We start from the raw sequence: 25,908 nt of genomic DNA, 5'->3' as shown, positions 1-25,908 counted from the left end.
TTTCGCTGTTGCTTTAGAACCATCTGGAAGGGTTACTTCGACTGTTGAGCCTACTTCGGCTGTACCTGTAACTGCTGTAGCGCCTGCTGTAACTGGGCTTACACTTGGTGCTGCTGGTGCTGTAACGTCCGCTTGACTGACAGTTTGTGCTGGTGTCAATTTAGCTGTTGAGCCATTTGAGTAAGTTAATGTTGTTGAACCATCATTTCCAACTACTACTGTTGTCGCATCTGGGTTCTTTGTTCTTACTGCTGCTTCTACAGCTTGTTTTTCTGGTGTAGTTAACGCTGACGTATTCTTAACTGGTGTTACTGTAGGTGCAGTTGGTTCAATTTTGAAAACTGAGTCCGCGCTTAGGGTATCTGTACTTCCATCCTTATAAGTAACCTTAACATTCGTACCATCTAAAGTAACACTTCCAATCTTGTCACTGAACGTTGGATTGGCATGTTTAATAGCTTTTTCAATAGCACTCGCTTCTGGAACAGTGTTTGATGTAATAGGTGTTGACGGAGCTACTGCAGTATACTTGAATGTTTGTGGTTTCCAAACAAAGCGAATACGTCCAAGAGCACCTTTATCCATGTTTGCACCAACATGCTCGTATGAGGTATTACCTGCTGCGTCTTCTGCAAATAGATAACGTGTCATACCAGTTCCATCAGTGTAAGACCCATTTGGAATATTTGCTGTTAATTTAATAATAGCTGGATTTGTTTCTGTAGCTGTTGTTTCTGAACCAAATCTATTTGCTTTTAAATATAAAGCACTTTTCGTTTTACCATTTAAATATCCAGTATCTTCTGTCCCTAAACCTGTACGATTATCTTGAGCAAATACTAAATACGCTTTAGAAATTTTTCCTGAGTTATCAGTAATTTTTAGTTCTATATTATTTTCTTCACCAGAATACACATAGATTACTTGGTTCTCAGCATCATCGTAAGGAATGTTGAGAACTGGACGAACTGTTTCTTTTACAGTAACTTTAGTTGGAGTTGACTTGTTACCTGCTTCATCTGTAGCTGTAACACTAATTTGATCATAAGCATTCAAAGCTGAAACTGGGATAGTGAAGCTTCCATCTGCTCCTGCTGTTGTAGATACTTTACTACCATTTGGTAATGTAGCTTCTACTTTAGAATTAGCTTCTGCTGTACCAGTAATACTAGTAGCACCTGCCTTAACTGCGTTTACAGTTGGGGCTGCTGGAGGTGTTGTGTCAGGTTTTGCTTCTACATTAATTTCTTTCCACCCAGTTGGACTTGAGTATTTAGTTTCTTTAATATTTGAAATGACCTTAGCTTTACCTGCTTGGATTTTATCCTTCATTTCAAGAACAACTGTATCAAAGAAACCATCACTAGAGTATGAGGTAACAACTGCTTTTGATTCGTCTTTTGAAGTCCATGCCCCAGGAATTGAATCGCGTTTAATAGCTACTTCACTTCTACCATTGTTTGCATTAGGGTAATCAAAGTAAGTAATTCCTGCATCATGAGGGACTTTTAATGTAACTGTCGTAGTTTCCGCAACAATACTTTGTTGATCTTTTGAATCAGTTGAAGGTTGCACACTTGATTCACCAAGTGCAACATCTACTGCTGCTTCTTCACTTTCACTGACACCTATTTTTTGTGTAACTACTAAACTGTTTTTTGGAACTAATTGATCTTGTGTCGTTACATTACTATTTAATCCAGTTGGAAGTGTCGCTGTCCACTTACCGTTACTTTCTACTGTTACGTTGTCTACAACTGTGTTTCCTGCAACTTTAATATTAATAGTTGCACCAGGTGTTCCTGTCCCTGATAATGTATTATCAGTTGATTTAATACCTCCATTTCGCAGCATACCACCATCTGAAGGTAATGTTTTAGTTACCTCTGGAGTAGGCACTGCAAATACATACTTCAGTAACTGTCCACCACTTCTAAGTGTTACAGTGTTGGCTCCCGAGTTATATGTTTCTGCTCTATCAGAATTAACTTCCTTAAGTGTATAGCCTTTAGCTGTTATTTTCGTAATAGCTTTTTGTACTGCTTCGATATTACTCAAATTAACAACTTGATCTCTATCTCCTGGGATCGCACTACTTGCTGCGAGCTCATTACCCGCTTCATCATAAAAGGCTACTTGTACAATTTGTGGTGCAGTAAACTCAAATTTTTCGATTTGCACACGTTGCAAGTTGGTACCCGAACCCGTACTTCCTAAGAATGACAATGCATAAGTTGCATTTGAGTTGTTAAGAGCAGTCTTAGCAGTTGGTTCCATGATTGAAGCATTCGCAGTCTTCAAATTAGTTGACCATTTTTCAGAACCGTAAGTTACAATAAACTCTTTTGATTGACCTTTATATTCAATTTTAAAGTCTACCCATTCGCCATTAGGTTTTGGATTTAGAGCTTTTGCTGCTGAGCTACTTGTCGTTACCCTACCAGCATTATTTGATGAGTAGAATGAACCGAAGGCATTACTTCTCCATGCATTTCCACCATATCTTGGATCGGCTGATGCATTTTGGTTAGCATTTGGGTTAGAAGTGTTGTGCCATGAGTCTAGTTTGAAACCAAAGGCATTTTTGATAGTACCCATACCGATGGAAGCACCAGATTGACCAATAGTATCTACATTCCCTGTATGGAAGACAAAACCTACTCCATCTCCACCATCGCGACCATTTACTTTATGTCCTTCATATTTATCACCAATATCTACCTTACCAGTAAAGGTAAAGTCTTCCCTAGGATCAATTTTAAAACGAAGGTAAGCACTACCAACTTGACCAGATACATCATCTGTTAATTTAATTGTTCCAGACGTTTCATCATAATTTGCCGTACCACCTTCTTTAAAGAAACTATCAAAGTTATCTTTCGTTACTGTAACACGATCAAGTCTCGATTCATCAACTGCACGTGATGTTCCTTCAGAAGTCGCACGTTTGTTTCTGACTTTAGGAGTTTCTGAAGAATCTGTAGTTTCTTCAGATGCTGCTTCAGTTGTTATTTCAACTGTTGCTTCAGTAACTTCCTTCACACTTGCCACTGCTTGAGTCAAGCGTTCAACACTTTGGTTTACTTGTTCTTGGCTTGCTGAACCGTTCGCAACTAATGCTTCAGCTTCTTTAATTGCAGCTGCTACTTCAGCTTTAACGGAAGCTTCTTGACCTTCCAAGTTTTTAGCTTTAGCTTGCGCCAAAACAGCTTCTAGTTGAGATTTGTCAGCTGAAACGACAGTTGTTGCTGAATTTGCTTCTACTACTTCAGTTGCAACTGAGCTAGCTGTAGCTGGTGCCACATAGGTCGGTGTCTCTGTAGTAGGTTCAGCTTGCGTTGCTAAAGTTGTAGTTTCTGCCTTAGCTTCTACACTGTCAGCATGGACTGCTGGAGTAGCTAAAGTCGCTCCAACTGCAAAGACTAGCGAACAACCAAACAAGAAATGTTTTCCTTTTTTGATCATTCGCCAGTTCTTTTGTTCCGCATTTTTACGGTTAAAATACATCGCACATTCTCCTTTTTTATTTTTGTAATGTTGTATTTTACATACAGAGCCATTATAACTTATTCGCTTTCATTATTCAAATTATTTGTTTTCTTTTTTAAAATAGTTCTATTTTATATAAATACATATGCTTGGTATCCTTTTCAACCTATAAATACAAGTATTTTTGATGTGAAAATAAGATTGATTAATCCTGAAAAACATTGAAAATAGTGATTTTTTGCCAATTTTATTTTATACGTTTTTTAAAAACTTATTTTTGTTTTATTTGTGATTATTTACAAATTTTTTACAAAAAGGATTTATATCAGATCTAAAAACATTTTAGTTTCTATTTTCTAAAATAAGAGAGTATTCACTCCATAAAAAAGGCGGTGGGACAGAAATCGATAGACCAAAGTCTCGATTTCGTAGTCCCAGCCCCGCGAGGATGATTAGGAGCTTTTTGGAGTCTAAAAGACGAACAAAAAGTTCAATCAGCTACCGCGTCAAAGTTTGATTCCTAATAAAAAATGAGGTCGGGATCTTTTGTCCCAACCTCCAGTATATAAAATTATTTAGCTTCAAATCCTTCAGCAACTGCTTCCGCAAAGTTTTCTTCAACGATACTTGCACAGTGGTCACAGATGGTTGCATGGTAGTGACGTACTGCTGTTGTTGGATCTATGCGACGGCAACGGTCACAAACTTCACCTGCAGCGCGTTCAACTGTAAAGGCCACATCTTCAAAGGCTACTGCACCTTCTGGAGCTGGTCCTTCTGCGATAGTCAATTCTGAGACGATCAAGAGTTGAGCTACATTGCTATCAACAGCTCCAAGAAGAGTTTTCACGACTTCGTTTGGATAAACTGTCAAATGAGCTTCAAGGGATTTACCGATTACTTTGGCATTACGAGCTTCTTCCAAGGCTTTTTGAGCTTGACCACGGAAGTCCATGAAGGCTGCCCATGTGTCCAAGATTTCCTCTTGGTTCGCAAATGTTTGAGCTTCTGGCAATTCTGACAATTGAACAAAGTCTTCGGCTTCAAACTCAAGATATGACCAAATTTCTTCAGCTGTGTGAGGAAGAATTGGTGTCAAGAGTTTGGTAATTTTCACAAGAATATCATAGAAGACGGTCTGCATTTGACGACGTTCAAGCGACTTAGCCCCTTCAATGTAAACAACATCTTTGGCGAAGTCAAGGTAGAAGGCAGATAGATCAACGTTGATAAAGTTCACTAGGGCTTTATAGATTGTCAAGAATTCAAAGTTTGCATAAGCGTCACGAATGGTCTTAACAAGCTGGTTAAAGCGAATAGTCATGTACTTATCAACTGAGCGAAGCTCTTCGTAAGCTACTGAATCTTGAGCTGGGTTAAAGTCAGATGTATTGGCAATCAAGAAACGAAGAGTGTTACGGATCTTACGGTAAGTTTCAGATACTTGGCTCAAGATATCCATAGAGATACGCACGTCGTTACTTGAGTCAACACTTGTTACCCAGAGACGCAAGATTTCCGCACCAAATTGTTTTTCAACATCGCTTGGAGCAATGGTATTTCCAAGAGATTTAGACATCTTCTCACCTTTACCGTCAAGGGCAAAACCTTGTGACAAGATTTGTTTGTATGGTGCAACCCCATGGTTGGCAACAGATGTGATGAGTGATGAGTTGAACCAACCACGGTATTGGTCAGAACCTTCAAGGTAGAGGTCAGCTGGGTATTTGAGTTCTGGACGGTTAACCACAACTCCGTTCCATGAAGAACCTGAGTCAAACCAAACGTCCATGATGTCTGTTTCTTTCTTGAACTCACCATTTGGTGAACCTGGATGTGTAAATCCTTCTGGCAAGAGGTCTTTAGCATCACGTTCCCACCAGATGATGGATCCATGCTCTTCAAAGAGTTGAGCTACATGTTCGATCGTTTCAGCTGTCATGATTGGTGTGCCGTCTTCAGCATAGAAGATCGGAAGTGGAACACCCCAAGCACGTTGACGAGAGATAACCCAGTCACCACGGTCACGAATCATGTTGTAAAGACGAACTTTACCCCATTCTGAATGGAATTTCACTTTTTCAATTTCATCCAAGATTTCTTGACGGAATTTGGATACAGAGGCAAACCATTGTGGCACTGCACGCCAGATGATTGGTTTTTTCGTACGCCAGTCAAATGGGTATGAGTGAGAGATTTCTTCTTGAGCAAGAAGGAGGTTGCCTAGTTTCTCGATAACAGTTGGAACCACCTTGTCATAGAATTGACCTTCGAACTCAGCGCCAGCATTAGCCATCATAATTCCGCGTTCGTTAACTGTCACAGCAACTTCAAGACCATTAGCCACACCAACATTGTAGTCGTCCTCACCAAAACCAGGAGCTGTATGGACGATACCTGTACCAGAGTCAGTTGTAACGTGGTCACCAAGGATAACGAGTTCATCTACTGCAGTATCCCATGGGTGTTCTGTCACGATATGGTTCAATTCTTGGCCACGATAAGTCGCCAAAACTTGAACATCAGTCCAGCCAAATTTCTCAGACAAGCTGTTCAACAATTCAGCAGCAACCACAAACTTACGAGTTTCACCAGCAGGTTGAACCAAAACGTAGTCAATATCCGCACCAACAGTCAAACCACGAGAAGCCGTGATAGTAAATGGAGTTGTTGTCCAAACAACGATGTAAGTATCAGTGTCTAACACACCTTTGCCATCCTTGACCTTATTGGCATAGTAAAGTGATGTTGAAACCAAGTCATGGTATTCAATCTCTGCTTCAGCAAGAGCTGACTCAGATGACCATGACCAGTAAACTGGCTTGGCACCACGGTAGATATAGCCCTTGTTAGCCATCTCGCCGAAGACACGAATTTGCGCTGCTTCATAGTCAGGGGTCAAAGTTACATATGGATTTTCCCAGTCACCAGAAACACCTAAACGTTTGAAGTCTTCGCGTTGTTTATCTACTTGAGAAAGAGCGTATTCACGGCAAAGTTTCAAGTATTCAACCAAATCCATCTCTTTGCGTTTGACACCCTGTTTTGCCAAAACTTGCTCGATTGGTAGTCCGTGTGTATCCCAACCTGGGATGTATGGTGCGTAGAATCCTGACATAGACTTAGAACGAACAATGATATCTTTTGAAATCTTGTTCATAGCATGACCAACGTGGATATTTCCGTTAGCGTACGGAGGGCCATCATGAAGAGTGAAATGAGGTTTTCCTTCATTCAACTCTTGACGACGTTGGTAGAGCTTTGCTTCTTCCCATTCTTTTTGCCAGACTGGCTCTTTGGTTGGAAGGCCTGCACGCATTGGGAAGTCAGTTTTCCCAAGATTTAAAGTTTCTTTGAGTTTCATGATATCTCCTTTTTTATATAGACAAAATAAAAACCACGACTCGCTAAAAAGGACGAAAATCGTGGTACCACCTTTGTTCGGAAAAAGAACTAGTCTTTCTCCCTCTTTTCCCGTAACGTGGGGAACGTCAAATCCTACTAACTTCAGACTTGATAACTTGAGAGGATAATCTAATCAACAGGGACTGTAGGACTTCCACCATCGCCTACTCGCTGTAAATATGTTTGGTTAGATCTTGTTCTCAGATTTTCTTTCTTATAAAAGATCAATAGATTCTGTCAAGGGTGCTGGTTGAGAATCTTGGTTTGAAGAAACGACTCCTTCTACTACTGAGCTAGCATTATCTGGAACTGTTTCTTTTTGTGATTCAGCCAATTCTCGATTAGCTGCTTCAATGCGAGCTTGGAGCTCTGCTACTTCCTCTGGTGAAAACTGACGAGTCATGTCAATTGGTTCTTCATCATGATATCCAGTTACATCTTCACCCAAAACTTCTCCGACAACTTCTTTAAAAGCTTCGTCACTTGTTTGAAGGTAAGTTGCTGTCGGACGCAAAATTTCTTCCCAGTCAGAAGAGTCTACAATGGCCAATTGACTCTCAATCGTAGATTTCAAACGTTGATGGAAGACACGGCTCTTATTCTTTAATTCTTCCGTCTCTACTGCAACCTTCTTAGCATTATCCGTAGCTTGACGCAAGATTTCATTAGCCTTATACTTAGCTTCATCAAGCAGACGCTGGGCATCTTGTTCAGCCTGTTTAAGGATATTTTGAGAGCGTTCATTGGCAGCTTGTTTGACACGTTCTGCAGTATCTTGAGCAATCAATACAGACTGGCTCAATGACTCCTTAATCTCATCAAAATAAGACAAACGTTCCTCTAAATTTTTAATGTGTTGCTCTTTTTCATGGTTACTACGAACAAGCGTTTCATAATCACGAACAACAATATCTAGAAATTCATCAACTTCTTCAGGATTAAAACCTCTAAACTTGGTACTAAAGGTTTTATCCTTGATTTCTAACGATGTAATTGGCATATTTTTCCTCACTTACTTAATAAAAAATAGAATCATTCAATGGTTCTGGTTCTTGCTCGCTTGTCACTGTTCTTTTAGGAAAATCATCAGTAAAAGACGAAAGACGTTCTTCTAATCTTTTGATATAGACTTCAGTTTCATCCTTGTAACGGACTAGTTCCTCATAGTCAAAATAAATCTTATCCAAAAATTCGTCAACTTCTTCCTTATTATAGCCTCTGAATTTAATGGAGAAAGCTTTATCAATAATTTCTTGTGGTGTAATTGACATTTTTCTTCTCACTTACTTAGTAGTAATTGGACTGTTATTTTTTTCTTATCTTTTTTGGTTTGACCATTTTCTTTGAGTAAGATAATCCGTCCAAAGCGTCTGACACTTACTAAATCACCTAACTTAACTTGGTAGTCAGATTTTTCAACAAGATGGTAATTTACCTGAACATATTTTCTTTCTAATAAATCAGCTGTCTGCGAGCGAGACAATTTCAGAACATTTGATAAGAAAGCATCCAAGCGCATACTCGGAATTAAAACTTCCTTTTCCTGATAATCACTCACGGCTTCTACCAATTCTTCAAAAGATACGACTTCTAGTTTGACAGGCAATCTAGCAATTTTTTGAATTCCATCTTGAAAGAGAGAAGTGAATTTTTGGTCCACAATGATTTGAGCCCTATTCTCCGTAACTAAAATATCACCAAACAATTTGCGATCAATTCCCAAACGATTCAGAACAGTTCCTAAAATCTTGGCATGTGTCAATTGGTCGAACTTACTAGAATAAACAATCTCAAGCAATTCCATTTCAAAATCCATCAAAGTCGGTATGAAATAATCTGGTGCAAAAAGCACACGACTATACTCACTAGGTACGAAATCGTTGCTTGAAAAAACTTGAATTCCTTGATGATTCCCCAATGTCTTTAAAATAAAGACCTGATGGGGGTTGATAAAGGGAGTTAGGATGGGAGCGTAGTGCTCTTCTACCTGCCTAAGCCACTCCAATCCCTTATCAATGAAAGGAATATCCTCGACTGAGAAATGCTGATAAATATCTTTTCTCATGCTAGTATTAAAAGAAAACGGATCAGATAGTTACCGACTAAATGAACTAAAATGACAGCCACCCAAACTGTAAAATCAAAACCACCAACCCTTAGTGGCAAACGTCTCAAGGGTTGAAGGATCGGTTTGACTAAGCTAGTTAACAAACGACCTAGTGCTGTATCATAAGCATTGGGTAACCAAGATAATAGAGCAAAAGCTACAAGTATCCATGAATAGATAGTCGCAGCATTCTGTATTAAACGAATTAGAAAAATCATTACTTCACTCGATTTCTCTTCATATCAAAATCAAACTCTTCACCGTGAGAACCATCTGGCAAGCGAATGTCTTCAATATTAACCACAACTCCTACTGGTGTCAAAAGATACATAGTATTTGCAACTTTTCTCAATTCACCAGCTAGCACATGGCGAGCTCCATCTAAGTAATCTAGACAGCGGCGTGCTTGTACTTCAGTCATATATTGGAAGTCAATGAGAATACTTTCGTTGCCTGCCAACAAATCAACGATATCTGTTGCATCTTCGTAGCGACGAGGATAACGAACATCAATAGTTACCTTTTCTGTGCTACGATGGCTCTGCATCGCCAACTCTTGCTGACGAGCATGAAGGCGCGTAATATTTTTCTCTTTAGAATTCACTTGTGAAGATTGTGGTGACTGTTGAGCTCGTGGAAGTTCTTCCTTTGGAGCCGAAACTGAAGTTAAGGTTTGTTCAGACTTTAATTCAGCAACGCTTGGTGCCACCTCTTCTCCATCTTCAGTGAAATAATCTATAAACTTATCAAATTTATCTTTTAGTGACATGGTTATTTCCTATTTAAAAAATGCTGTACCGATTCGAACGAAAGTTGAACCACATTGAATCGCTTCTTTGAAGTCTCGACTCATACCCATACTTAGTTCGGTCATCGGCATATTAGGGAGATGTTTTTCTTGAATGGTTTTTTGCAATTCTTGAGTTTCTTTAAATATCTCTAGTAATTCTTGACTAGTTGCTTCAAATGGAGCCATGGTCATCAGACCTACATACTCAATCTGGTCTAATTCTGAAAGTTCGGGTAAGAGGGCTAACAATTCTTCTTTCGAAAAACCGTGCTTACTTTCTTCCTTAGAAATATTTACTTGCAAAAAGCACTTAATCTTGTGGTCCGCTCGTTTTTGAATTTCCTGAGCTAGCTTTAAGGAATCTAAAGCATGAAAATAATCCACATAAGAAATCACTTCCTTGACTTTACGTCTCTGTAAGGTTCCAATCAAATGCCAGGTAAGATTCTTATCACTTAGAGCATGATACTTGTCAAGAAATTTATCAACACGGTTCTCACCAATGTGTTGCACTCCTTGCGAAACCAAAGCTGAGGCTGTTTCAACATCTACATATTTGGTCACCGCAATCACAGAAACCGAATCGTTTTCACGACCGGCTTCCTGAACTGCATTCGATATCTGTTGAAAAACAAGGTTCGTATTTTCTTTTAAATTCATCTTCATTAACGATTTTTAAAGAATGGTGGTGTTTCCAACTCATCTTCATCTGTTGCCGCTGGAACTTCAAAGCGTTCCACTGGAGAAACAACTGGTTCTCCTTGACGAACAATGGCATCGCGTCTCAAGTCCCAGTCACCAAAGGCCGATGTCTTTGGCGCTTCTTGACGGCGATAACTTGGAGTTGGAATTTCTGCTGTATCAGCCATATCAAAATTACGGTCAAAAGTTTGTACATGGCTAGTTCGAGCAGGTTCACGATGTGTTGCTTGACGTGGTTGAGCAGTTACAACTTTCTCAACTTTATCCTGACGTACTCCTGTTGCAACAACAGTCACGCGGATTTCGTCTTTCATTGTCTCATCGATAGATGTTCCAAGCCAGATGTTAACACCATGACCAGCTGCTTGGTTAACAATTTCTGATGCTTCTTCAGCCTCAATCAAAGTCAAGTCCAAGCCACCAGTTACGTTGACAATCACATCTTCTGCTCCATCGATAGTTGTTTCAAGAAGTGGTGAGTAGATTGCTTTACGAGCAGCTTCTACAACACGTTCTTCACCGCTACCGATACCAATCCCCATAAGGGCATTACCTTTATTGGCCATAACAGTCTTAACGTCTGCAAAGTCCAAGTTAATCAAACCAGGATTTGTAATCAAATCTGTAATCCCTTGTACACCTTGACGAAGAACGTTGTCTGCTTCACTCAATGCTTCAAGAAGTGGAGTTTTCTTGTCAACGATTTCTAGCAAGTTGTTGTTTGAGATAATCAAGAGTGTATCAACATGCTCACGAAGTTCGTTAATCCCTTCGATAGCAAATTGTCCACGTTTGCTTCCCTCAAAACCAAATGGACGAGTTACAACACCTACTGTCAAAGCTCCGAGGCTTTTTGCAATACGAGCGATAACTGGTGCAGCACCTGTACCAGAACCACCACCCATACCAGCAGTGATGAAGACCATATCAGCACCACTGATTGCTTCTGTCAATACTTCTTCGCTTTCTTCTGCAGCTTTACGACCAACTTCAGGTTGACCTCCTGCACCAAGTCCGCGAGTCAATTTAGGGCCGAGCTGAATAACTGTCTCAGCTTTTGTACTGCTCAAAGCTTGTACATCTGTATTGGCTGCGATAAATTCAACGCCAGAAACGCCTTCGTCAACCATACGGTTGATGGCATTTCCACCACCACCGCCGACACCGATTACTTTAATGACTGCACCTTGTGCTGCTGCTGTATCAAATGAAAATGTCATATTTATATTCCTCTATTTTATTCGTCAAACATGCTTCCAATCAAGCTACGGAAACGATCCGTTAATTTACCTTTGCTCTTTTCTTCTGATTGAAGAGGAGCTACTGGTTCAACAGATTGAGTTGTTTCAGGCTCAGGAGTTGTCACTGTATTAAATACTGGTCGTGGAGAAACAGGTGAAACTGGTTGAGCTGAACTTCTAAAGTCAATCGGTTGGTGGCGTAAACTTTCGTCACCTCGAATTGCTCGTTGTGCCAAAATATTCACTTCAGTAAGACTACCAGCGAATTCTGATAAGCTGATGACATGGGCAAAAGCAGGATTGCGAATACCCACTTGATTTGGTACGAATAACTTAACGCGTACTCCAAATACTTCTTGGGCCAATTCAACGACACCTGGAAGAAGAGCATTTCCACCAATCAAGACAATACCACCTGGCAAGTCTAATAGGTGACGTCTTTCCAAGTCTTGCTTAATTTGCTCAAAAATGTGCTTGATTCTTGCTGAAATAATCTCAGCCAAGTATTCTTCAGTCACTTCAACTGGTTCCACTTCACCGATCACTTCAACTTGGAAAGTTTCCTTGCTAGCTAGTGGTGGATAAGCTTCACCGTAGTTCAATTTTAGACCTTCTGCAATTTTCTTAGAAGTCTTAAGAACTTTTGAAATGTCTTTTGTGACATAATCGCCACCTTCTTGGTTAACATTTGTATATTGAAGTTCTTGGTTGCGAATAGTGGCAACAGTCGTTTGACCACCACCCATGTCGATAACAGTCGCACCAAACTCACGTTCACCTTCATTCAAGACAGAGTGAACCATTGCAAGAGGTGAAATAATCACGTTATCAACTTGAACGCCTACACGCTCAACAGTTTTACGAAGATTGTGGAGGATGGTACGTGGGCCAGTGTACAAGAGACCACGCATTTCCAAACGCACACCCATCATCCCGCGAGGATCACGAATCCCTTGGAATCCATCTACGACAAATTCCTCTGGAATAAAGGTGATAACTTCACGGTCTGGAGTCATACTTTTAGTCAAGGCTGATTTGACAACATTTTCGACATCTTGATCCGTAATTTCTTTTGTATCTGATGTCACTGGAATCATGCCTTGAGTTGGCTCCACTTGTAGCAAATTAGCTGGCAAACCAACGTTTACAGACTTGATTGAAATTCCTGCTTTTTCTTCTGCTTGAGAAATTGCAGACTTAATAGCAGTCGCTGCTGCTTCGATGTCAACGATAATCCCATCTTTGACACCTTTACTTTTGGCATTGCTAACGCCAATTACATTTACTTCACCATTTACAAGCTCTGCAACCAACACTTTAATAGAGCTAGTTCCGATATCTAAGCCTGTAAAAAAACCATTTCTAGTCATTACACTGCGTCCTCTCTATCTTCCCAGTTTCACACTTCTATTTTTAATAGCTACACCAAGGCATAACTACTCACAAAATATTATAACACAAAAAAAACATTCGTGCTCGAATTTTCTAACATTTAAACAAGCTTTTTCTTGAATTTTTATAATTATCCGACGATTGCATATACGAGTAAACAAAAAAAGAAAGAGAATCTCTCTTCTCTCTCTTTCTGTATACATTTCGGCTTCCAGTAAGGCTATTTTTTAAGGTCTTGTTTGTAAAATTCTTTCAAGGCATCTTGCCAAGTTGGGATGACAAATCCAGTAGCTTTAGCTTTAGCCAAACTCATTGTTGAGTTTAGTGGACGTTTAGCTTTGGCAGGAAATTGACTTGAGTCTACTGGCTTGACTTCGACATCTGTATCCTTCAAAATTTCAACCGCAAAGTCATACCACGTTGTGTCTTCTGTCGCATCATTTGACAAATGGTAATAACCAAATTCCTTGCGATTTTCAGCTAGGAAAGTCATGAACTCAGCCAAGGTACGCGTCCAGGTTGGTCGACCATGTTGATTATTTACAACTGTCAAGGTCTTATGAGTTTTAGCAAGATTTTGCATCGTGAAGACAAAGTTTTTGCCGTAATTTCCAAAAACCCAAGCAGTACGGATAATATAGAAGTTTGAAACGTGTTTTTCTACAAGCTCCTCTCCCATACGCTTAGTACGACCATATTCAGTTTGAGGATCTGGTTTGTCATCCACTTCCCACTCTTGTCCAACTGGTTTCTTACCGTCAAATACATAATCGGTAGAGATGTAGACTAGAGTTGCACCATGCTTTTCGGATGCTTTTGCGACATTTTCTGTCCCTGTCACATTGATGGCAAAGTCCAATTCTTTCCCTTCATCCTCTGCTGCATCAACAGCGGTGTAGGCCGCACAGTGATATACTAAAGTCGGTTTCACCTCTTCAAAAACTTTCTCCACCATCTCTGCATCGGTAATATCCATCTCAGCCACATCAACCGCAACGTATTCTTCATTACGCTCATCCAACAAATAACGAAGTTCCGTTCCTAATTGGCCATTTGCCCCTGTAATTAAAATCATTTTTCTTCCTTTCAACTGATTCACAATTCTTCGGTATAGCAATAGAGGTTGGGACAAAAAATCCCTACCTCACTTTTTATTAGCAATCAAACTTTGACGCGGTAGCTAATTGGACTTTTTGTTTGACTTTTAGACTTCAAAAACTCCTAATCATCTTCGAGGGGCTGGGACTAGGAAATTGAGATTTTGTCTATCGATTTCTGTCCCACCGCCTTTTATTTTTCAAGAACCTCTTGTGTCTTAGCGTAGTTGGCTTCAACAGCTTCTTTTTCTCCCTGCCACCAGTCTTGGTTATCTTTGTACCATTGAATGGTGTCTTTGAGCCCCTGTTCAAAGTTAGTAAATTCTGGTTTCCAGCCCAACTCATCACGGAGCTTGCTTGCGTCAATCGCATAACGAAGGTCATGTCCTGCACGGTCAGTCACATGATCATAGGCATCGGCAGGTTGTCCCATTTCCTTAAGGATTAGTTCCAAAACTTCCTTATTGTTCTTTTCACCATCAGCACCAATCAAGTAGGTTTCACCGATTTGCCCTTTTGTCAAGATTGTCCAAACACCTGAAGAATGGTCATTGGTATGAATCCAGTCACGAACGTTCTTACCTTCACCATACAGTTTTGGCTTAATGCCACTTAGGATGTTGGTAATCTGACGTGGGATAAATTTTTCAATGTGTTGATAAGGACCGTAGTTATTTGAACAGTTGGAAATCGTCGCCTTGACGCCGAATGATCGTACCCAAGCTTTGACAATCAAGTCTGAAGCTGCCTTAGTTGATGAGTAAGGAGAGCTTGGATTGTATTTGGTTTCAGCAGTAAATTTCTCACCTGGTCCTTCACCATGACCTGGCAAATCCTCACGTAGAGGAAGATCACCATAAACTTCGTCTGTAGACACATGGTGGAAACGAATATCATATTTGCGAGCCGCTTCCAAAAGAGTATAGGTTCCGATGAAGTTGGTATGGATAAATGGTGATGGATCATTGAGTGAATTGTCATTGTGACTTTCCGCGGCATAGTGAACGATAGCATCGGCTTGAGCTGCCAACTTGTCTACCAACTCTGCATCAGCAATGTCACCAACAACTAACTCAACACGATCACCTAAAATTTCCTCAATATTAGCGCGGTTTCCAGCATAAGTCAACTTATCTAGGACTGTCACGTGAACATCAGGAAAATTCTTGTAAACATAATGGACAAAGTTAGAACCGATAAAACCAGCTCCTCCTGTCACGATGATTTTTTTGTATTCAGTCATATTCTTTCCTTTTTACAAATCCTCTTTTTTCAAAGGTTTTACATCCTTAAGTAGTGGATGATTTTTATCTGCTTCTGAAACTTCTGCTTCTGCAAGATTTTCCCATTCAATGCCAAGACTTGGATCAGCGTAGTTCACAAAGGCATACTTGGGTTTGAGTTCAAGAGCCCAGTAATCATTGACCAGATAACTGTAAGAAACTGTATCTGATAGAACTTGAAAGCCATTGGCCACGCCTCGAGGAACAAAAATTCCCTTGCTAGCATCAATAACCGTCTGATAAGTATTCCCAAAGGTTTCGCCCTCACGTAGATCAACCCAAGAGCCCAGAACTTTCCCACCATCTGCTACAGAGATGTACTTATCCCAAGGCTCTGCATGGAGACCACGTAGGACATTTTTGCGTGAGAAAGATACATTGTTTTGCAATTTTCCTTCTGCAAAGAAAGACTCTGGGAAACCAAGTGGGAGCATTTTTTCCTTTTGGAAATTTTCTTTAAACCAGCCACGATTATCACCATGAACGGGGATATCAAACTCCAACATACCTGGAATTGCATCAACCTTGCGTGCTGCAAGCGTCTTACCGAAAAAATTATCTGTCATCTATGCTTCTCCAATCAAACGGAGCAGATACTGCCCGTATTCATTTTTCTTAAGCGGTTGAGCTAAGGCCAACACATCTTCTCGACTGATATAGCCCATACGGTAAGCAATTTCTTCCAAGTTTGCCACCTGAACATTTTGCATCCGTTGGACTGTTTCGATGTACTGTGAAGCCTCTAGCAAACTTTCATGAGTACCAGTATCCAACCAAGCAAAGCCACGTCCCATGACCTCAACGGATAAATCTCCGCGATTTAGGTAAGCCTTGTTTACATCTGTAATTTCCAATTCCCCACGAGGGCTTGGTTTTATATTTTTGGCAATTTCTACTACATCATTATCATAGAAATAGAGGCCTGTAACTGCATAATTTGAACGAGGATGTTCTGGCTTTTCTTCGATAGAAATGGCGTTCATGTCTTCATCAAACTCAACAACACCAAAACGTTCTGGGTCCTTCACATGATAGCCAAAGACAGTCGCTCCTGACTCCTTGCTTGCTGCCTTTTGTAGCATCTTCGAAAGGCCAGGGCCATGATAGATATTGTCACCTAAAATCAGAGCAACGCTGTCATCGCCAATAAACTCTTCCCCAATGATAAAGGCTTGGGCCAAACCGTCTGGACTCGGTTGCTCCGCATAAGACAGTTGAATCCCGAACTCAGAGCCATCTTGAAGAAGCTCTCTGAAACGAGGCAAATCTTGAGGAGTTGAGATAATCAAAATATCCCTAATCCCAGCCAACATCAATGTTGAAAGTGGATAGTAAATCATCGGTTTATCATAAACCGGCATCAGTTGTTTTGATGCAGCTCGAGTCAACGGATATAAACGTGTCCCCGAACCACCCGCGAGAATAATACCTTTCATAGTAGGGTACCTTTCTTTGCTGTTCTACAAAAATTAAATTGTTAAAAAATGTGTGTCTTAGTAACCAAACTCATCCGTTACTACACTAAGTGCTCGTTCAATAAAAATATGCATATTATAGCATTTATAGTCTGCTAGACGTCCATAGAAGATGGCCTTGTCATTTTTAGCTGCTTCTTCTTGATACTTAGCAAATATAGCATTATTTTTGTCGTCATTAATCGGATAGTATGGCTCATCCCCACGTTTCCAATCTGCTGGGTATTCGCGAGTAATGACTGTCTTCGGTTGTGTACCATACTCGAAGTGCTTATGCTCAATGATACGAGTATAAGGAATCTCATGCTCTGTGTAGTTAACCACTGCATTTCCTTGATGGTTTTCCTCATCCAAGACTTCATGTTCAAAACGAAGACTGCGATACTCCAACTCACCATGTTTGTAATCAAAGTACTGGTCAATCATTCCTGTGAGGACTACTTTATTTGCAGTAAAAATCTCTACAGATTTTTCACTACTATCTCTTTATTTTTTTAAGTATAGTATTTACAATTTCAGTCCTGCTATACCAAATCACTATACAATATACCATTAATCCAACTGTTCCTTGAACACAGAGTTTCATAATACCATCATAAAAATAACTCCCAATTACCAAACAAGTCGTTCCCATTATGAGACTAGAAACTAAAATTTTAGAAATATCACTAAATAATAAACATAATCTAGTATGTTTTGAAACATAATATAACTGCACCAAAGCTATTGTCGCCTCTCCTATAACTGATGAAATTGAAGCTCCAGAAGCTCCTAACATCGGAATCAATATGAAAGAGGATATGAGCAAGATCAATGAAGCAATAAAAACTGAAACAGTTAAGCCCTTCGTCTTATTAATAGCTACTAAAAATTGGTTACCCAAGACTGATGACCAGCCCATAAAAATCAATTCTATTGATAGTATCCCCAAAACAATTTCAATTCCTTCAAATTCACTTCCAAAAAAAAGAATTGAAAACGGCCTTCCGATTACCATAATACCAACAATCATTGGGAAAGCAATAATATTAACAGCACCAAAAGATAGTTTTAATAATTCTTCGACATTTCTTTTTTCTCCTCTATTAAAGCTATTTGCCAGTCTTGGAAAAATTACTGTCCCAATAGCTGTGATAAATGTCAGTAAAATTCGTATCACTTTATCTGCGCTATCAAAATAGCCAGATTGAGATAACGTTGATAAGTTTCCTAATAATAATTTGTTTAACGTGAGAAAAAGAGTTGTTGCTAATTGAGGTATAAATAATACAAATACAGGTTTAATATGCTCTTTAAGTTGCAAGCTTTTAAAATTAATTACTTCAATCGCATCAAAAACATATGTCCATAAAGTTAAATTCCCTAAAAAAGTCGAAAGAACTAAAATTAATATATATAACCATAAATCTTCCCTACTTTTAACAAATGCAATGATACAAATTGCAGATAATATCTTTGTCAATATATTTCTAGTAACTGTTCTTTTAAAATCTTCCATTCCTGTAAAAAACCAAGAAATATCTATTGCTGTTGCAAGGATTTGAATAGACTGTATATATAAGAAAGTAGTATATTCTCTATAAATACATGTAAAGGTAAAAAACAGCGCCAATGAAAACAAAGCCATAATAATTTTTATGACAAAGATTTCCCAGAATTTTTGACTTCTTTTTAAAACAGAATCTCTAGTATACGAAATCGTTCTATTTCCATAAGTAGTTAACCCAACATTTGCAATCAGAACAAAGTAAGAAATAATTGTATTTGTATATGAATTAATTCCAATCATTTCTGCACCTAAGACCCTAGAAGCATATGGAATGGTCACCAATGGTAAAATAATAGCTACTATTTGATAAACTAAATTATATATGTAGTTTTTTAATAATTTCAATAGCTTACCTCTACATCATCTAAAACATGAGCCATTGAGGCATATACACATATCATACTTACACCTAACACACCAGTAATTATATTTGCACCAACTGAGGAAATTAACAAATAACCTATAATTAAAGATAAAGATACCACTTGATTTTTATACATAGATTTAATGAATAAATCCTTCATAATAGCCATCATCATCAATATATAAAATATAGAGCCAATAAAACCAAATTGTGCAAAAATCATCGGCCAAAAGTTATCATTAGCTATATTCCCATATTCTAAATTAAGCCCCCAAATATGATGAAAACCAAATTGAAAATACAAGGGAGAGTAATACATATAAGCAGCGTTACTCCCATATGAAGCAAAACCCGCCCCTAATGGGAAAAATTTCTGAAAAACCTTTATACCTCCCTGGAATAAAAGTTTTCTAGGTGTTTCCAAATCCCCGAAATATGTACTTATAGCTCCATTACCTACAAAAATAATAGACGGAATCAATATAAATAGGTGATACAATCTTAAATTTCTGCCTATAAATACACTCAAAACTAGAAGTAAGGCAATAACTCCAAAAGCTACTGATCGTAGAGTTGCAATCATATTTAAAATAGCTAAAATTTTATATTTAAGATCACCTGAATTATTAGAGTAATTTATAAGTGAATAACAAGCAACCATCAATGCTAGAAAAAATCCTGGGTTATTATATATAAACTGAAAACTCCCTATTCCAAAGCGGATATCATAGGTCATGCCTAGTTCAAAACTATAATTTAATAAACAGCAAATAAAAGCAATAACCACAACAAACTTACTAAGAATATATAAAATATTCAAAAAATAAGTTGAATTTTGTTTTGTAAATAAATATCTAAAATATAAATAGGTAATGGGAAACTTAATAAATGTGAAAAAATCCGATACTATAGCTATCAAAGGGCGGCTAAGCTCTGAAAGGTATGTTGATACTAATCCAATTAATAAAAAACCAATTGCACCTATAATTACTAATCTACTTTTTTGTAGAAGAGCTCTAAAATTCATAATCACATATGGAAGTATTATCAAAGTTAATAGTTCATCTACATAATTAAATATCGGAACACCCGGAATCCACATTAATATATACATTGTTGTCAATATCCATATATATAATTTTGTAATTGAAATTTTCATTATTGAAGTTATCTCCTAAATATATATTTTAACAATCGCCTTTTCCAGATGAAATAATATCGTTGTAAATCTTTTGATATTTCTCTTATTAAGTTATAGTTGTTATATTTTTTAAAATCTTCTTTTTTAATATTAAAACCCTGCTTCTTCTCTATAATCCCATGATTAGTAATAAAAAACGCTTTTATACTAGAATTAAAAGGAAAGGTTATCTTCATTTCTCTTTTTTGAAAATGAAGATAATTGAAAGAATCGTACTCTATTTTATGTGTATACGGGTTGATAAATCCTCTAAAAATCTTACCATTTTCCCAGAAAAACAACTGCTCCTTATGATTAAATGAATTTAATTTTTCTTTGGAGATACCTGTTTCTACTCTTTTTAACTGATACTTCCAGGGATTTATATCAGCACAATCTCTTGGTATATATGTAGGAATTCCCATTAATTCATATTTTCTCTGAATTCCTTCTGTCTCATCAAATACTTTAATAACTTTAGTTGTAAAAACGTCTTGGTAATTCATTCCAACTTCAGACATGAAACGTCGATTATTTTCAGGGTCATTTTTATAAATAGTTAAATGACCATATTCATATATTTTGCTGTAATTATCCAATATATTCTCAGGTAAAAACGAAAACACATCTCCCAGCACCATATCTAAATCACAATATCCCCAAAATGGATATTCAGATAAAATATCTTTAAAAAGCATTCCATATATAGGCTTGTAATCACATAATTTATAAGGAGTATCTAAAACAATTTTGAAATCAAATAAATTTTGAATATCATTTTTAAATTCAGAGAACGTTTTTTTTATAACAATTAAATTATCCATGTTTATATTTACACATTGATCCGTCACTAAAAACAAATCAATCTCAGGATTATAATTTAAAGAATGGAAAAAAATTTTAGAGTATTCAGGTAATTCACCAAAATACGCTATTATTAGAGCTAACTTTTTATGCATCAATCTCACCTTCACTTAGTATTTTATTCAAGTAGGTTTCAGTATAACAGATATCAGTATCATATTTATAAGTTAGTTTATGTATAGAAACTTGTTGATAAACATATTCTAGCATCCTCTTATCAAATGTTTCAAATAATCTTAATAGCAGTATATGGGAAGGAGAACTAGAAAACGGAATCACTTTATTCCATTCTTGTGGATATGTCTCAATTGATAATTCCATAAAATCATGCATTAAAAAATAGTCCATCATATAATTGTGTTCCAACCAATATTGATACAACAACTCCTTGGTAAGAACAAGTATTGGATGATTAGACTTCGCACAAATATACCAGCTTGAAATTCTCTTAGGATTTCCATCTAACCCCGGTTTTAATTTTTGAAATAAAAATAATTCAGAAAACAACATATAATCAGGGATTTTATTGGAAGATATAAAGACAGTTGCATCAATCCAAATACCTCCATGCAATGTTAGCAGTTCTAATCTCAACAAATCAGACAAGTGTGTTTTAGAAATAACTCCTTTATCAATCTTCTGTTGAACATGATTTGGAAAGATGACATAATTTCTATAAGTATCTTCTGTTAAAAGAACTACCTCTTTATCAGGGAGATTTCGAACCACAGAATTATAACATAACTTTACGATTTCAGGAGCATTGTTCATCCCTTGCAACCACAAAATCCACACCTTATTAGAAGATTGACGTTCAGCCGATTCCCGTAAAATTCTATCTTTACTTTCAACTATATAGGGAAGGTATTTTTTCCTCAATTTAGCTAATATTTTATTATCTACTGAATTACGAACAATTTCTAAAGACTTTTTTGAAAGACCTTGAGATAGTATTTGGAAAATAGCAAAAAATAGTACCCTAGACTTAAAATACTGTTTTAAAATCTTTAAACCGTCTACTTTTTTTAATAACTTTAAAAAAGAACCTAATTTACCATCCATTTTAAACTCCGTTACTAAAAGAATAATCTATCTAATTGCTTCTTAATACTTTCAAAATTTGGAATGTATTTCCTATACCTTTTTCAGCAGAAAATAATCCTTGCCATCCTAAACCTTCTAGCTTATCACTCCTAAGACTAGCATTCTGCATAGGATTAGTCTGCTTAATATCTTGATTGCTAGGAACAGCCATGGTGAGTTTCACATTGCCAACTCGAGAAATTATTTCAGCCATCTGTTTTATAGTAATAATTGAATTTGGATTGGAAACATTATAAGCTTGCCCTGACTCACCCGAAAGGAGAACACTTATAATAGCACTGGCACAATCCAAACTATAACAATAGGATCTTAACTGACTACCTGCACTTTTCATGACAATATCACGCCCAGCAATCGCTTCTGTCATAAAAAATGATGATACACGATTATCAGAGTCCTTGGCACTAGGACCATAGATATGCCCGGGCCTTACTATCATTATTTTGATTCCATACTCGGATGCAAAACTAGCACAAAGTGTTTCAGTAGCTCTTTTTGAACTGGCATAAGAAGACCGTACGCTAAGATGATCAACAGTTCCAATATAATTTTCGTCCAAAGGATTATTACTAGTGCTAATTCCATAAACTTCACTAGATGAGATATAAACTAGATTTGAAACTTTAGCATTTTTGGCGTATTCCAGGAGATTATACATGCCCAAAAAATTACTAGCCATTGTTTCTACAGGCTGATTAACATACAATTCAGGACTAGCAGGACTAGCAGCATGAATAATGTAGTCCACTGCAAAATCAAAGTGAGGTACTTCAGTCGCATCATAGAACACAAAGTGTAAATACTCTGTTTGTCTACCAAATCGTTTTTCTAATGATTCAAACTTTCTTCCACAACAAAAAATTTTAATGTTAAAATTCCTTATTTCATTTAGCAATAATAACTGGTCAATGACACTTGAACCAATCAAACCAGAAGCTCCAGTAATTAAAATTGACTTGCCATTCAAGTCATTAATATTGACGATTGTTTCTAGAGAAGATTCTACATCTTGTCTATATATTTTATTTAATAATAATGTCATTACTATTTAATCCACTTATCTCGAGTTGAACTTAATAAAGCTTTAAAAATATCGAGATCTTCTACAGTCGTAATTTTCAAGTTTTTCTCTGATCCAAGAGAGAAATAACTCTTTTCTCCGAATAGTTGCATGAGTTGGCATGATGCTGCAACATCGGTTATCCCATTTTCTAATGCTTTTTCATGAAGCGATAGAATATTATCAAGATGGTAAACATGAGGAGTTTGTGTTCGTCTCAATAAGTCACGATTCAATGCTTCTGTGGACGAAGTTGATTGTGGGTTTTCTAAAACAAATACTACCTCAGTCGTTGGTATTGCTGCAACAGCATTTCCAAACTGTTGGTATGTTGCTAAAGCGTTGCTAATAATATCATTGCTCACTAAAGGACGATTCCCGTCATGAATTAATACAGTCACATCCTCATTGGGATGAGCTTTCTTAACTGCTCTAAGACCGTTATAAATTGATTCTTGACCAGACTTCCCTCCCAAAGTTATCATCTTTAACTTTGTAATTCCAAATTGTTCTGCATAAGCCTTAACCATCTGCTCCCACCCTTTTAAAATGACAATACAAATTTCATCAATTTCTGGATGATTTTGAAATTTTTCAAGGGTATAGATAATGACTGGCTTATTTTCAACATGAATAAATTGTTTAGGGATATCTTGACCAATCCTGCTCCCGATACCTGAAGCAGTCAATATTGCTACTTTCATTTATTCTTCTCCGTAACTCAACTCTAAAAACAAATGTTGCTCCCTCTTATCAACAGGAGGAACGACCATATAATCTTTACCGTAAAACATTTCTAGATACTCTTCTGACCAAACAGGAACATTCACCATCAAAGTTTCAAAAGGAACCTTTTTATAAACATTCATATTCTCTCGCAAGTAAGTCTCGCGTCTAAAGTGTTTTCTTCCTGTAGGTATAGATACATATTTTGTATGTGAATCCTTACAGCTTGAATTACATTTATCAAGCCAATTCAACCACTTTTCAATTGGAATTATTCCAAAAAACCAACCAACCATTAACTTTCCAGCTGAATAATTTAGTTTTCTACCTTCCAGTCTAAACATTTCTTTCATCAGGGCATGATTCTTTGTTTCTCGTACAGAAGCCAAGGCAAAAGTTAAAAACATACTTGTATAACCTTGAAAGAATCGTTTCACTGGATTATTGTATACATTTTCTACAATGTAAAGATCTATAGAAATACCGCACTCCTCAGCCGAATGATCATATTTCCTACGAGCAACTGTTCCTTTTTTTCTAATTTGAGAAACATGAAGTCCCAACTCTGGATGACTTTTTGGTGATTGAAGATAATATTTGCGACTAAGACTATTATCTGACTCAAATAGAGAAAATAGTTTATCGTAACTTTCCCTCGGAATATTGATATCAACATCATCATCCCAAGGGATAAACCCTTTATGACGGATTGCCCCTAAAATGCTACCTCCACTTAAAGAATACGCTATCCCATTTTCATCAAAAAAAGTAAACACATCTGATATCATTTTCAACAATTCTGATTGGTATTTTTTCAATCCGTCATCATCTAAAAATATAATATCTGACTTATCATATTTTAATTTTACTGCCATTAACTCTAACCTTTAAATAATTTCTCGTAGTCTGTGACAATCTTTTCCCAAGTGAAAGCATCCGCAATTCTCTGATTTGATTGTCTATCTAACTCATCAATCATTTTTCCATCAAATTGTTCAACTTCCTCAATCACTTGTGATAGTTCGTCTTTTTTCCAATAGATCGCACTTTGCTCCCCAACTTCGCGGTTAAAACCAACATCGAGTAGTAGGTTCAACTTTGTTGACTCCAAAGCTTCAAGTAGCGAAGGATTTGTTCCTCCAACTTCATGTCCATGGAAGTAAGCAAAGGCGTTTTCTCGAATATATTTCAGAAGTTCTTGGTCGTAGACTGTTCCAACAAATTTCACTCGTGGATCTTTATCAAATCCAGTACTTGCTAATAGCTGATTATAAAATTTATTCTGTTCTACATTTGTGATTAGGACGAAGTCCTTCTTAGAGTTAGACGCCAAAAACCCACGTATCATAGCCTCATAGTTATTCTCTGGAACAAAACGTCCTACAACTAGGTAATAGTCGTTTTCAGAAACATTCTTCTCTTTGAACCAAGTACGTACTTTTTCATCACTACTTTTTAATGTAGAGCGTGTTGTATCTGTCCCATAAGCGATATAGGTTGTCTTAGGTTGATACTGTTTATAATCTTCTTGAATATATTTTTCAATATTCTTACTATCACACACTAAAAGATCTGCATGTTTAACCATTAGACTTTCAGAAATTTTCCAGTAGCGACGAATAGGGGCGCTCCACTTAGCACGCAACCACTCATGACCATCCGGATTAACCAAAAGAGTCCCACCTATTGCTTGAATTTTTTTCTTGATTCCATGGATAAAAGGTCCAATGCGACAAGCTAAAATATAGAAGATAGGAGCTTCATCCTTATTTTCTTTGGCAATTTCAATTGCTTTGTTAATTGCAGCAATGTCATAGGCTATAGCTCGCGCTGGACCAATATTAGGTACATCGACGTTATAACAGATAGCACCGTTATGTTCAAAAACATCCTCAGTAATCCCTGACTTTGCAGAGTTTTCACGCATACAAGCCACATAATATTGGATATCCTTATCTTGTTGAAAGGCTGTTAATTTTTCAACAAAAGTTTCAAATCCCCCATACTTAGCAGGAATCCCTTTTGACCCTACGATATAGACAGTTTTTTTCATGTTACTCCTAATTTATAGACAGGGAGA

The 25,908-nt window shown here is 37.4% G+C and carries 22 protein-coding genes and 2 pseudogenes; all 24 read right to left on the bottom strand.

Annotation, left to right across the window (positions count from 1 at the left end; genetic code table 11):
• The coding region (locus tag HMPREF2728_RS05325; RefSeq protein WP_148130270.1) for a lectin-like domain-containing protein at positions 1-3,507 on the bottom strand (3,507 nt) is incomplete at its 3' end.
• Positions 3,508-4,060: 553 nt separating this feature from the next.
• Positions 4,061-6,853, bottom strand: coding sequence for an isoleucine--tRNA ligase (ileS, locus tag HMPREF2728_RS05320; protein ID WP_075227280.1), 2,793 nt, complete (start codon positions 6,851-6,853; stop codon positions 4,061-4,063).
• A gap of 255 nt (positions 6,854-7,108) precedes the next feature.
• Positions 7,109-7,894 (bottom strand): DivIVA domain-containing protein, encoded by a 786-nt coding sequence (locus HMPREF2728_RS05315; protein ID WP_049510390.1) that lies wholly within the window; start codon positions 7,892-7,894, stop codon positions 7,109-7,111.
• A gap of 16 nt (positions 7,895-7,910) precedes the next feature.
• A complete protein-coding gene (locus tag HMPREF2728_RS05310; protein ID WP_049503971.1) occupies positions 7,911-8,165 on the bottom strand; it encodes a DivIVA domain-containing protein in 255 nt (84 codons plus the stop codon).
• 8 nt (positions 8,166-8,173) lie between these two features.
• Positions 8,174-8,959: a YlmH family RNA-binding protein gene (locus tag HMPREF2728_RS05305; protein ID WP_049510386.1), complete on the bottom strand. Its 786-nt coding sequence runs from the start codon at positions 8,957-8,959 to the stop codon at positions 8,174-8,176.
• Positions 8,956-9,219, bottom strand: a complete 264-nt coding sequence (locus HMPREF2728_RS05300; protein ID WP_049503967.1) for a YggT family protein — start codon at positions 9,217-9,219, stop codon at positions 8,956-8,958. The genes HMPREF2728_RS05305 and HMPREF2728_RS05300 overlap by 4 nt, the downstream gene beginning before the upstream one ends.
• On the bottom strand, positions 9,219-9,770 hold the full coding sequence (locus tag HMPREF2728_RS05295; RefSeq protein WP_049510385.1) for a cell division protein SepF: 552 nt from the start codon (positions 9,768-9,770) through the stop codon (positions 9,219-9,221). Before HMPREF2728_RS05295 ends, HMPREF2728_RS05300 begins: the two co-directional genes overlap by 1 nt.
• Positions 9,771-9,779: 9 nt before the next feature.
• On the bottom strand, positions 9,780-10,451 hold the full coding sequence (locus HMPREF2728_RS05290; protein ID WP_075227282.1) for a YggS family pyridoxal phosphate-dependent enzyme: 672 nt from the start codon (positions 10,449-10,451) through the stop codon (positions 9,780-9,782).
• A 5-nt stretch (positions 10,452-10,456) separates the two neighbouring features.
• Positions 10,457-11,713: a cell division protein FtsZ gene (gene ftsZ / locus HMPREF2728_RS05285; RefSeq protein ID WP_049503964.1), complete on the bottom strand. Its 1,257-nt coding sequence runs from the start codon at positions 11,711-11,713 to the stop codon at positions 10,457-10,459.
• 17 nt (positions 11,714-11,730) lie between these two features.
• Positions 11,731-11,922 (bottom strand): cell division protein FtsA C-terminal domain-containing protein, encoded by a 192-nt coding sequence (locus HMPREF2728_RS11055; protein WP_398578144.1) that lies wholly within the window; start codon positions 11,920-11,922, stop codon positions 11,731-11,733.
• A pseudogene (gene ftsA, locus HMPREF2728_RS05280) lies at positions 11,913-13,104 on the bottom strand (cell division protein FtsA); the annotation flags it as partial. The gene HMPREF2728_RS11055 and the pseudogene ftsA, both read right to left, overlap by 10 nt.
• Before the next feature lie 242 nt (positions 13,105-13,346).
• A complete protein-coding gene (gene rfbD, locus HMPREF2728_RS05275; protein WP_075227278.1) occupies positions 13,347-14,201 on the bottom strand; it encodes a dTDP-4-dehydrorhamnose reductase in 855 nt (284 codons plus the stop codon).
• A 215-nt stretch (positions 14,202-14,416) separates the two neighbouring features.
• Entirely contained in the window at positions 14,417-15,466 is a 1,050-nt protein-coding gene (gene rfbB / locus HMPREF2728_RS05270; protein ID WP_075227277.1) for a dTDP-glucose 4,6-dehydratase, read from the bottom strand.
• Between the two features lie 12 nt (positions 15,467-15,478).
• Positions 15,479-16,072 carry a dTDP-4-dehydrorhamnose 3,5-epimerase family protein gene (locus HMPREF2728_RS05265; protein ID WP_075227276.1) on the bottom strand — a complete coding sequence of 198 codons (594 nt, stop codon included), beginning with the start codon at positions 16,070-16,072 and terminating at the stop codon, positions 15,479-15,481.
• Complete coding sequence (gene rfbA / locus HMPREF2728_RS05260) at positions 16,073-16,942, bottom strand: glucose-1-phosphate thymidylyltransferase RfbA (protein WP_075227275.1); 870 nt, start codon at positions 16,940-16,942, stop codon at positions 16,073-16,075.
• 57 nt (positions 16,943-16,999) lie between these two features.
• Positions 17,000-17,434, bottom strand: a pseudogene (locus HMPREF2728_RS05255) (UDP-galactopyranose mutase); the annotation flags it as partial.
• Between the two features lie 25 nt (positions 17,435-17,459).
• Positions 17,460-18,875, bottom strand: a complete 1,416-nt coding sequence (locus HMPREF2728_RS05250; protein ID WP_075227274.1) for a flippase — start codon at positions 18,873-18,875, stop codon at positions 17,460-17,462.
• The gene (locus tag HMPREF2728_RS05245; RefSeq protein ID WP_075227273.1) at positions 18,872-20,053 is read right to left on the bottom strand and encodes a hypothetical protein; all 1,182 of its coding nucleotides are present in this window, start codon (positions 20,051-20,053) and stop codon (positions 18,872-18,874) included. Before HMPREF2728_RS05245 ends, HMPREF2728_RS05250 begins: the two co-directional genes overlap by 4 nt.
• Before the next feature lie 8 nt (positions 20,054-20,061).
• Positions 20,062-21,033 carry a DUF6625 family protein gene (locus tag HMPREF2728_RS05240; protein ID WP_075227272.1) on the bottom strand — a complete coding sequence of 324 codons (972 nt, stop codon included), beginning with the start codon at positions 21,031-21,033 and terminating at the stop codon, positions 20,062-20,064.
• Complete coding sequence (locus HMPREF2728_RS05235) at positions 21,026-22,000, bottom strand: capsular polysaccharide synthesis protein (protein ID WP_075227271.1); 975 nt, start codon at positions 21,998-22,000, stop codon at positions 21,026-21,028. The genes HMPREF2728_RS05240 and HMPREF2728_RS05235 overlap by 8 nt, the downstream gene beginning before the upstream one ends.
• 31 nt (positions 22,001-22,031) lie before the next feature.
• Positions 22,032-23,084, bottom strand: a complete 1,053-nt coding sequence (locus HMPREF2728_RS05230) for an NAD-dependent epimerase/dehydratase family protein (protein WP_075227270.1) — start codon at positions 23,082-23,084, stop codon at positions 22,032-22,034.
• A 2-nt stretch (positions 23,085-23,086) separates the two neighbouring features.
• On the bottom strand, positions 23,087-23,806 hold the full coding sequence (locus HMPREF2728_RS05225) for an IspD/TarI family cytidylyltransferase (protein ID WP_060805244.1): 720 nt from the start codon (positions 23,804-23,806) through the stop codon (positions 23,087-23,089).
• Entirely contained in the window at positions 23,807-24,703 is an 897-nt protein-coding gene (locus tag HMPREF2728_RS05220; RefSeq protein ID WP_075227269.1) for a LicD family protein, read from the bottom strand. It lies immediately after the preceding gene.
• Between the two features lie 5 nt (positions 24,704-24,708).
• Positions 24,709-25,881 (bottom strand): beta 1-4 rhamnosyltransferase Cps2T, encoded by a 1,173-nt coding sequence (cps2T, locus tag HMPREF2728_RS05215; protein WP_075227268.1) that lies wholly within the window; start codon positions 25,879-25,881, stop codon positions 24,709-24,711.
• Positions 25,882-25,908 lie beyond the last annotated feature (27 nt).

This window comes from Streptococcus sp. HMSC061D10 (genome assembly GCF_001808865.1).
GTDB lineage: Bacteria > Bacillota > Bacilli > Lactobacillales > Streptococcaceae > Streptococcus.
This window is presented reverse-complemented; position numbering and strand designations above follow the sequence as displayed.

Coding starts and splice junctions, on each gene's coding strand:
- rfbB (WP_075227277.1), bottom strand. CDS start 15,466: ATGACTGAATACAAAAAAATCATCGTGACAGGAGGAGCTGGTTTTATC.
- HMPREF2728_RS05295 (WP_049510385.1), bottom strand. CDS start 9,770: ATGTCACTAAAAGATAAATTTGATAAGTTTATAGATTATTTCACTGAA.
- HMPREF2728_RS05305 (WP_049510386.1), bottom strand. CDS start 8,959: ATGAGAAAAGATATTTATCAGCATTTCTCAGTCGAGGATATTCCTTTC.
- ftsZ (WP_049503964.1), bottom strand. CDS start 11,713: ATGACATTTTCATTTGATACAGCAGCAGCACAAGGTGCAGTCATTAAA.
- HMPREF2728_RS05220 (WP_075227269.1), bottom strand. CDS start 24,703: ATGGCAGTAAAATTAAAATATGATAAGTCAGATATTATATTTTTAGAT.
- HMPREF2728_RS05235 (WP_075227271.1), bottom strand. CDS start 22,000: ATGGATGGTAAATTAGGTTCTTTTTTAAAGTTATTAAAAAAAGTAGAC.
- HMPREF2728_RS05300 (WP_049503967.1), bottom strand. CDS start 9,219: ATGATTTTTCTAATTCGTTTAATACAGAATGCTGCGACTATCTATTCA.
- rfbD (WP_075227278.1), bottom strand. CDS start 14,201: ATGATTTTAATTACAGGGGCAAATGGCCAATTAGGAACGGAACTTCGT.
- HMPREF2728_RS05315 (WP_049510390.1), bottom strand. CDS start 7,894: ATGCCAATTACATCGTTAGAAATCAAGGATAAAACCTTTAGTACCAAG.
- HMPREF2728_RS05240 (WP_075227272.1), bottom strand. CDS start 21,033: ATGCATAAAAAGTTAGCTCTAATAATAGCGTATTTTGGTGAATTACCT.
- HMPREF2728_RS05225 (WP_060805244.1), bottom strand. CDS start 23,806: ATGAAAGTAGCAATATTGACTGCTTCAGGTATCGGGAGCAGGATTGGT.
- cps2T (WP_075227268.1), bottom strand. CDS start 25,881: ATGAAAAAAACTGTCTATATCGTAGGGTCAAAAGGGATTCCTGCTAAG.
- HMPREF2728_RS05290 (WP_075227282.1), bottom strand. CDS start 10,451: ATGAATTTAAAAGAAAATACGAACCTTGTTTTTCAACAGATATCGAAT.
- HMPREF2728_RS05265 (WP_075227276.1), bottom strand. CDS start 16,072: ATGACAGATAATTTTTTCGGTAAGACGCTTGCAGCACGCAAGGTTGAT.
- HMPREF2728_RS05310 (WP_049503971.1), bottom strand. CDS start 8,165: ATGTCAATTACACCACAAGAAATTATTGATAAAGCTTTCTCCATTAAA.
- rfbA (WP_075227275.1), bottom strand. CDS start 16,942: ATGAAAGGTATTATTCTCGCGGGTGGTTCGGGGACACGTTTATATCCG.
- HMPREF2728_RS05245 (WP_075227273.1), bottom strand. CDS start 20,053: ATGAAAATTTCAATTACAAAATTATATATATGGATATTGACAACAATG.
- HMPREF2728_RS05230 (WP_075227270.1), bottom strand. CDS start 23,084: ATGACATTATTATTAAATAAAATATATAGACAAGATGTAGAATCTTCT.
- ileS (WP_075227280.1), bottom strand. CDS start 6,853: ATGAAACTCAAAGAAACTTTAAATCTTGGGAAAACTGACTTCCCAATG.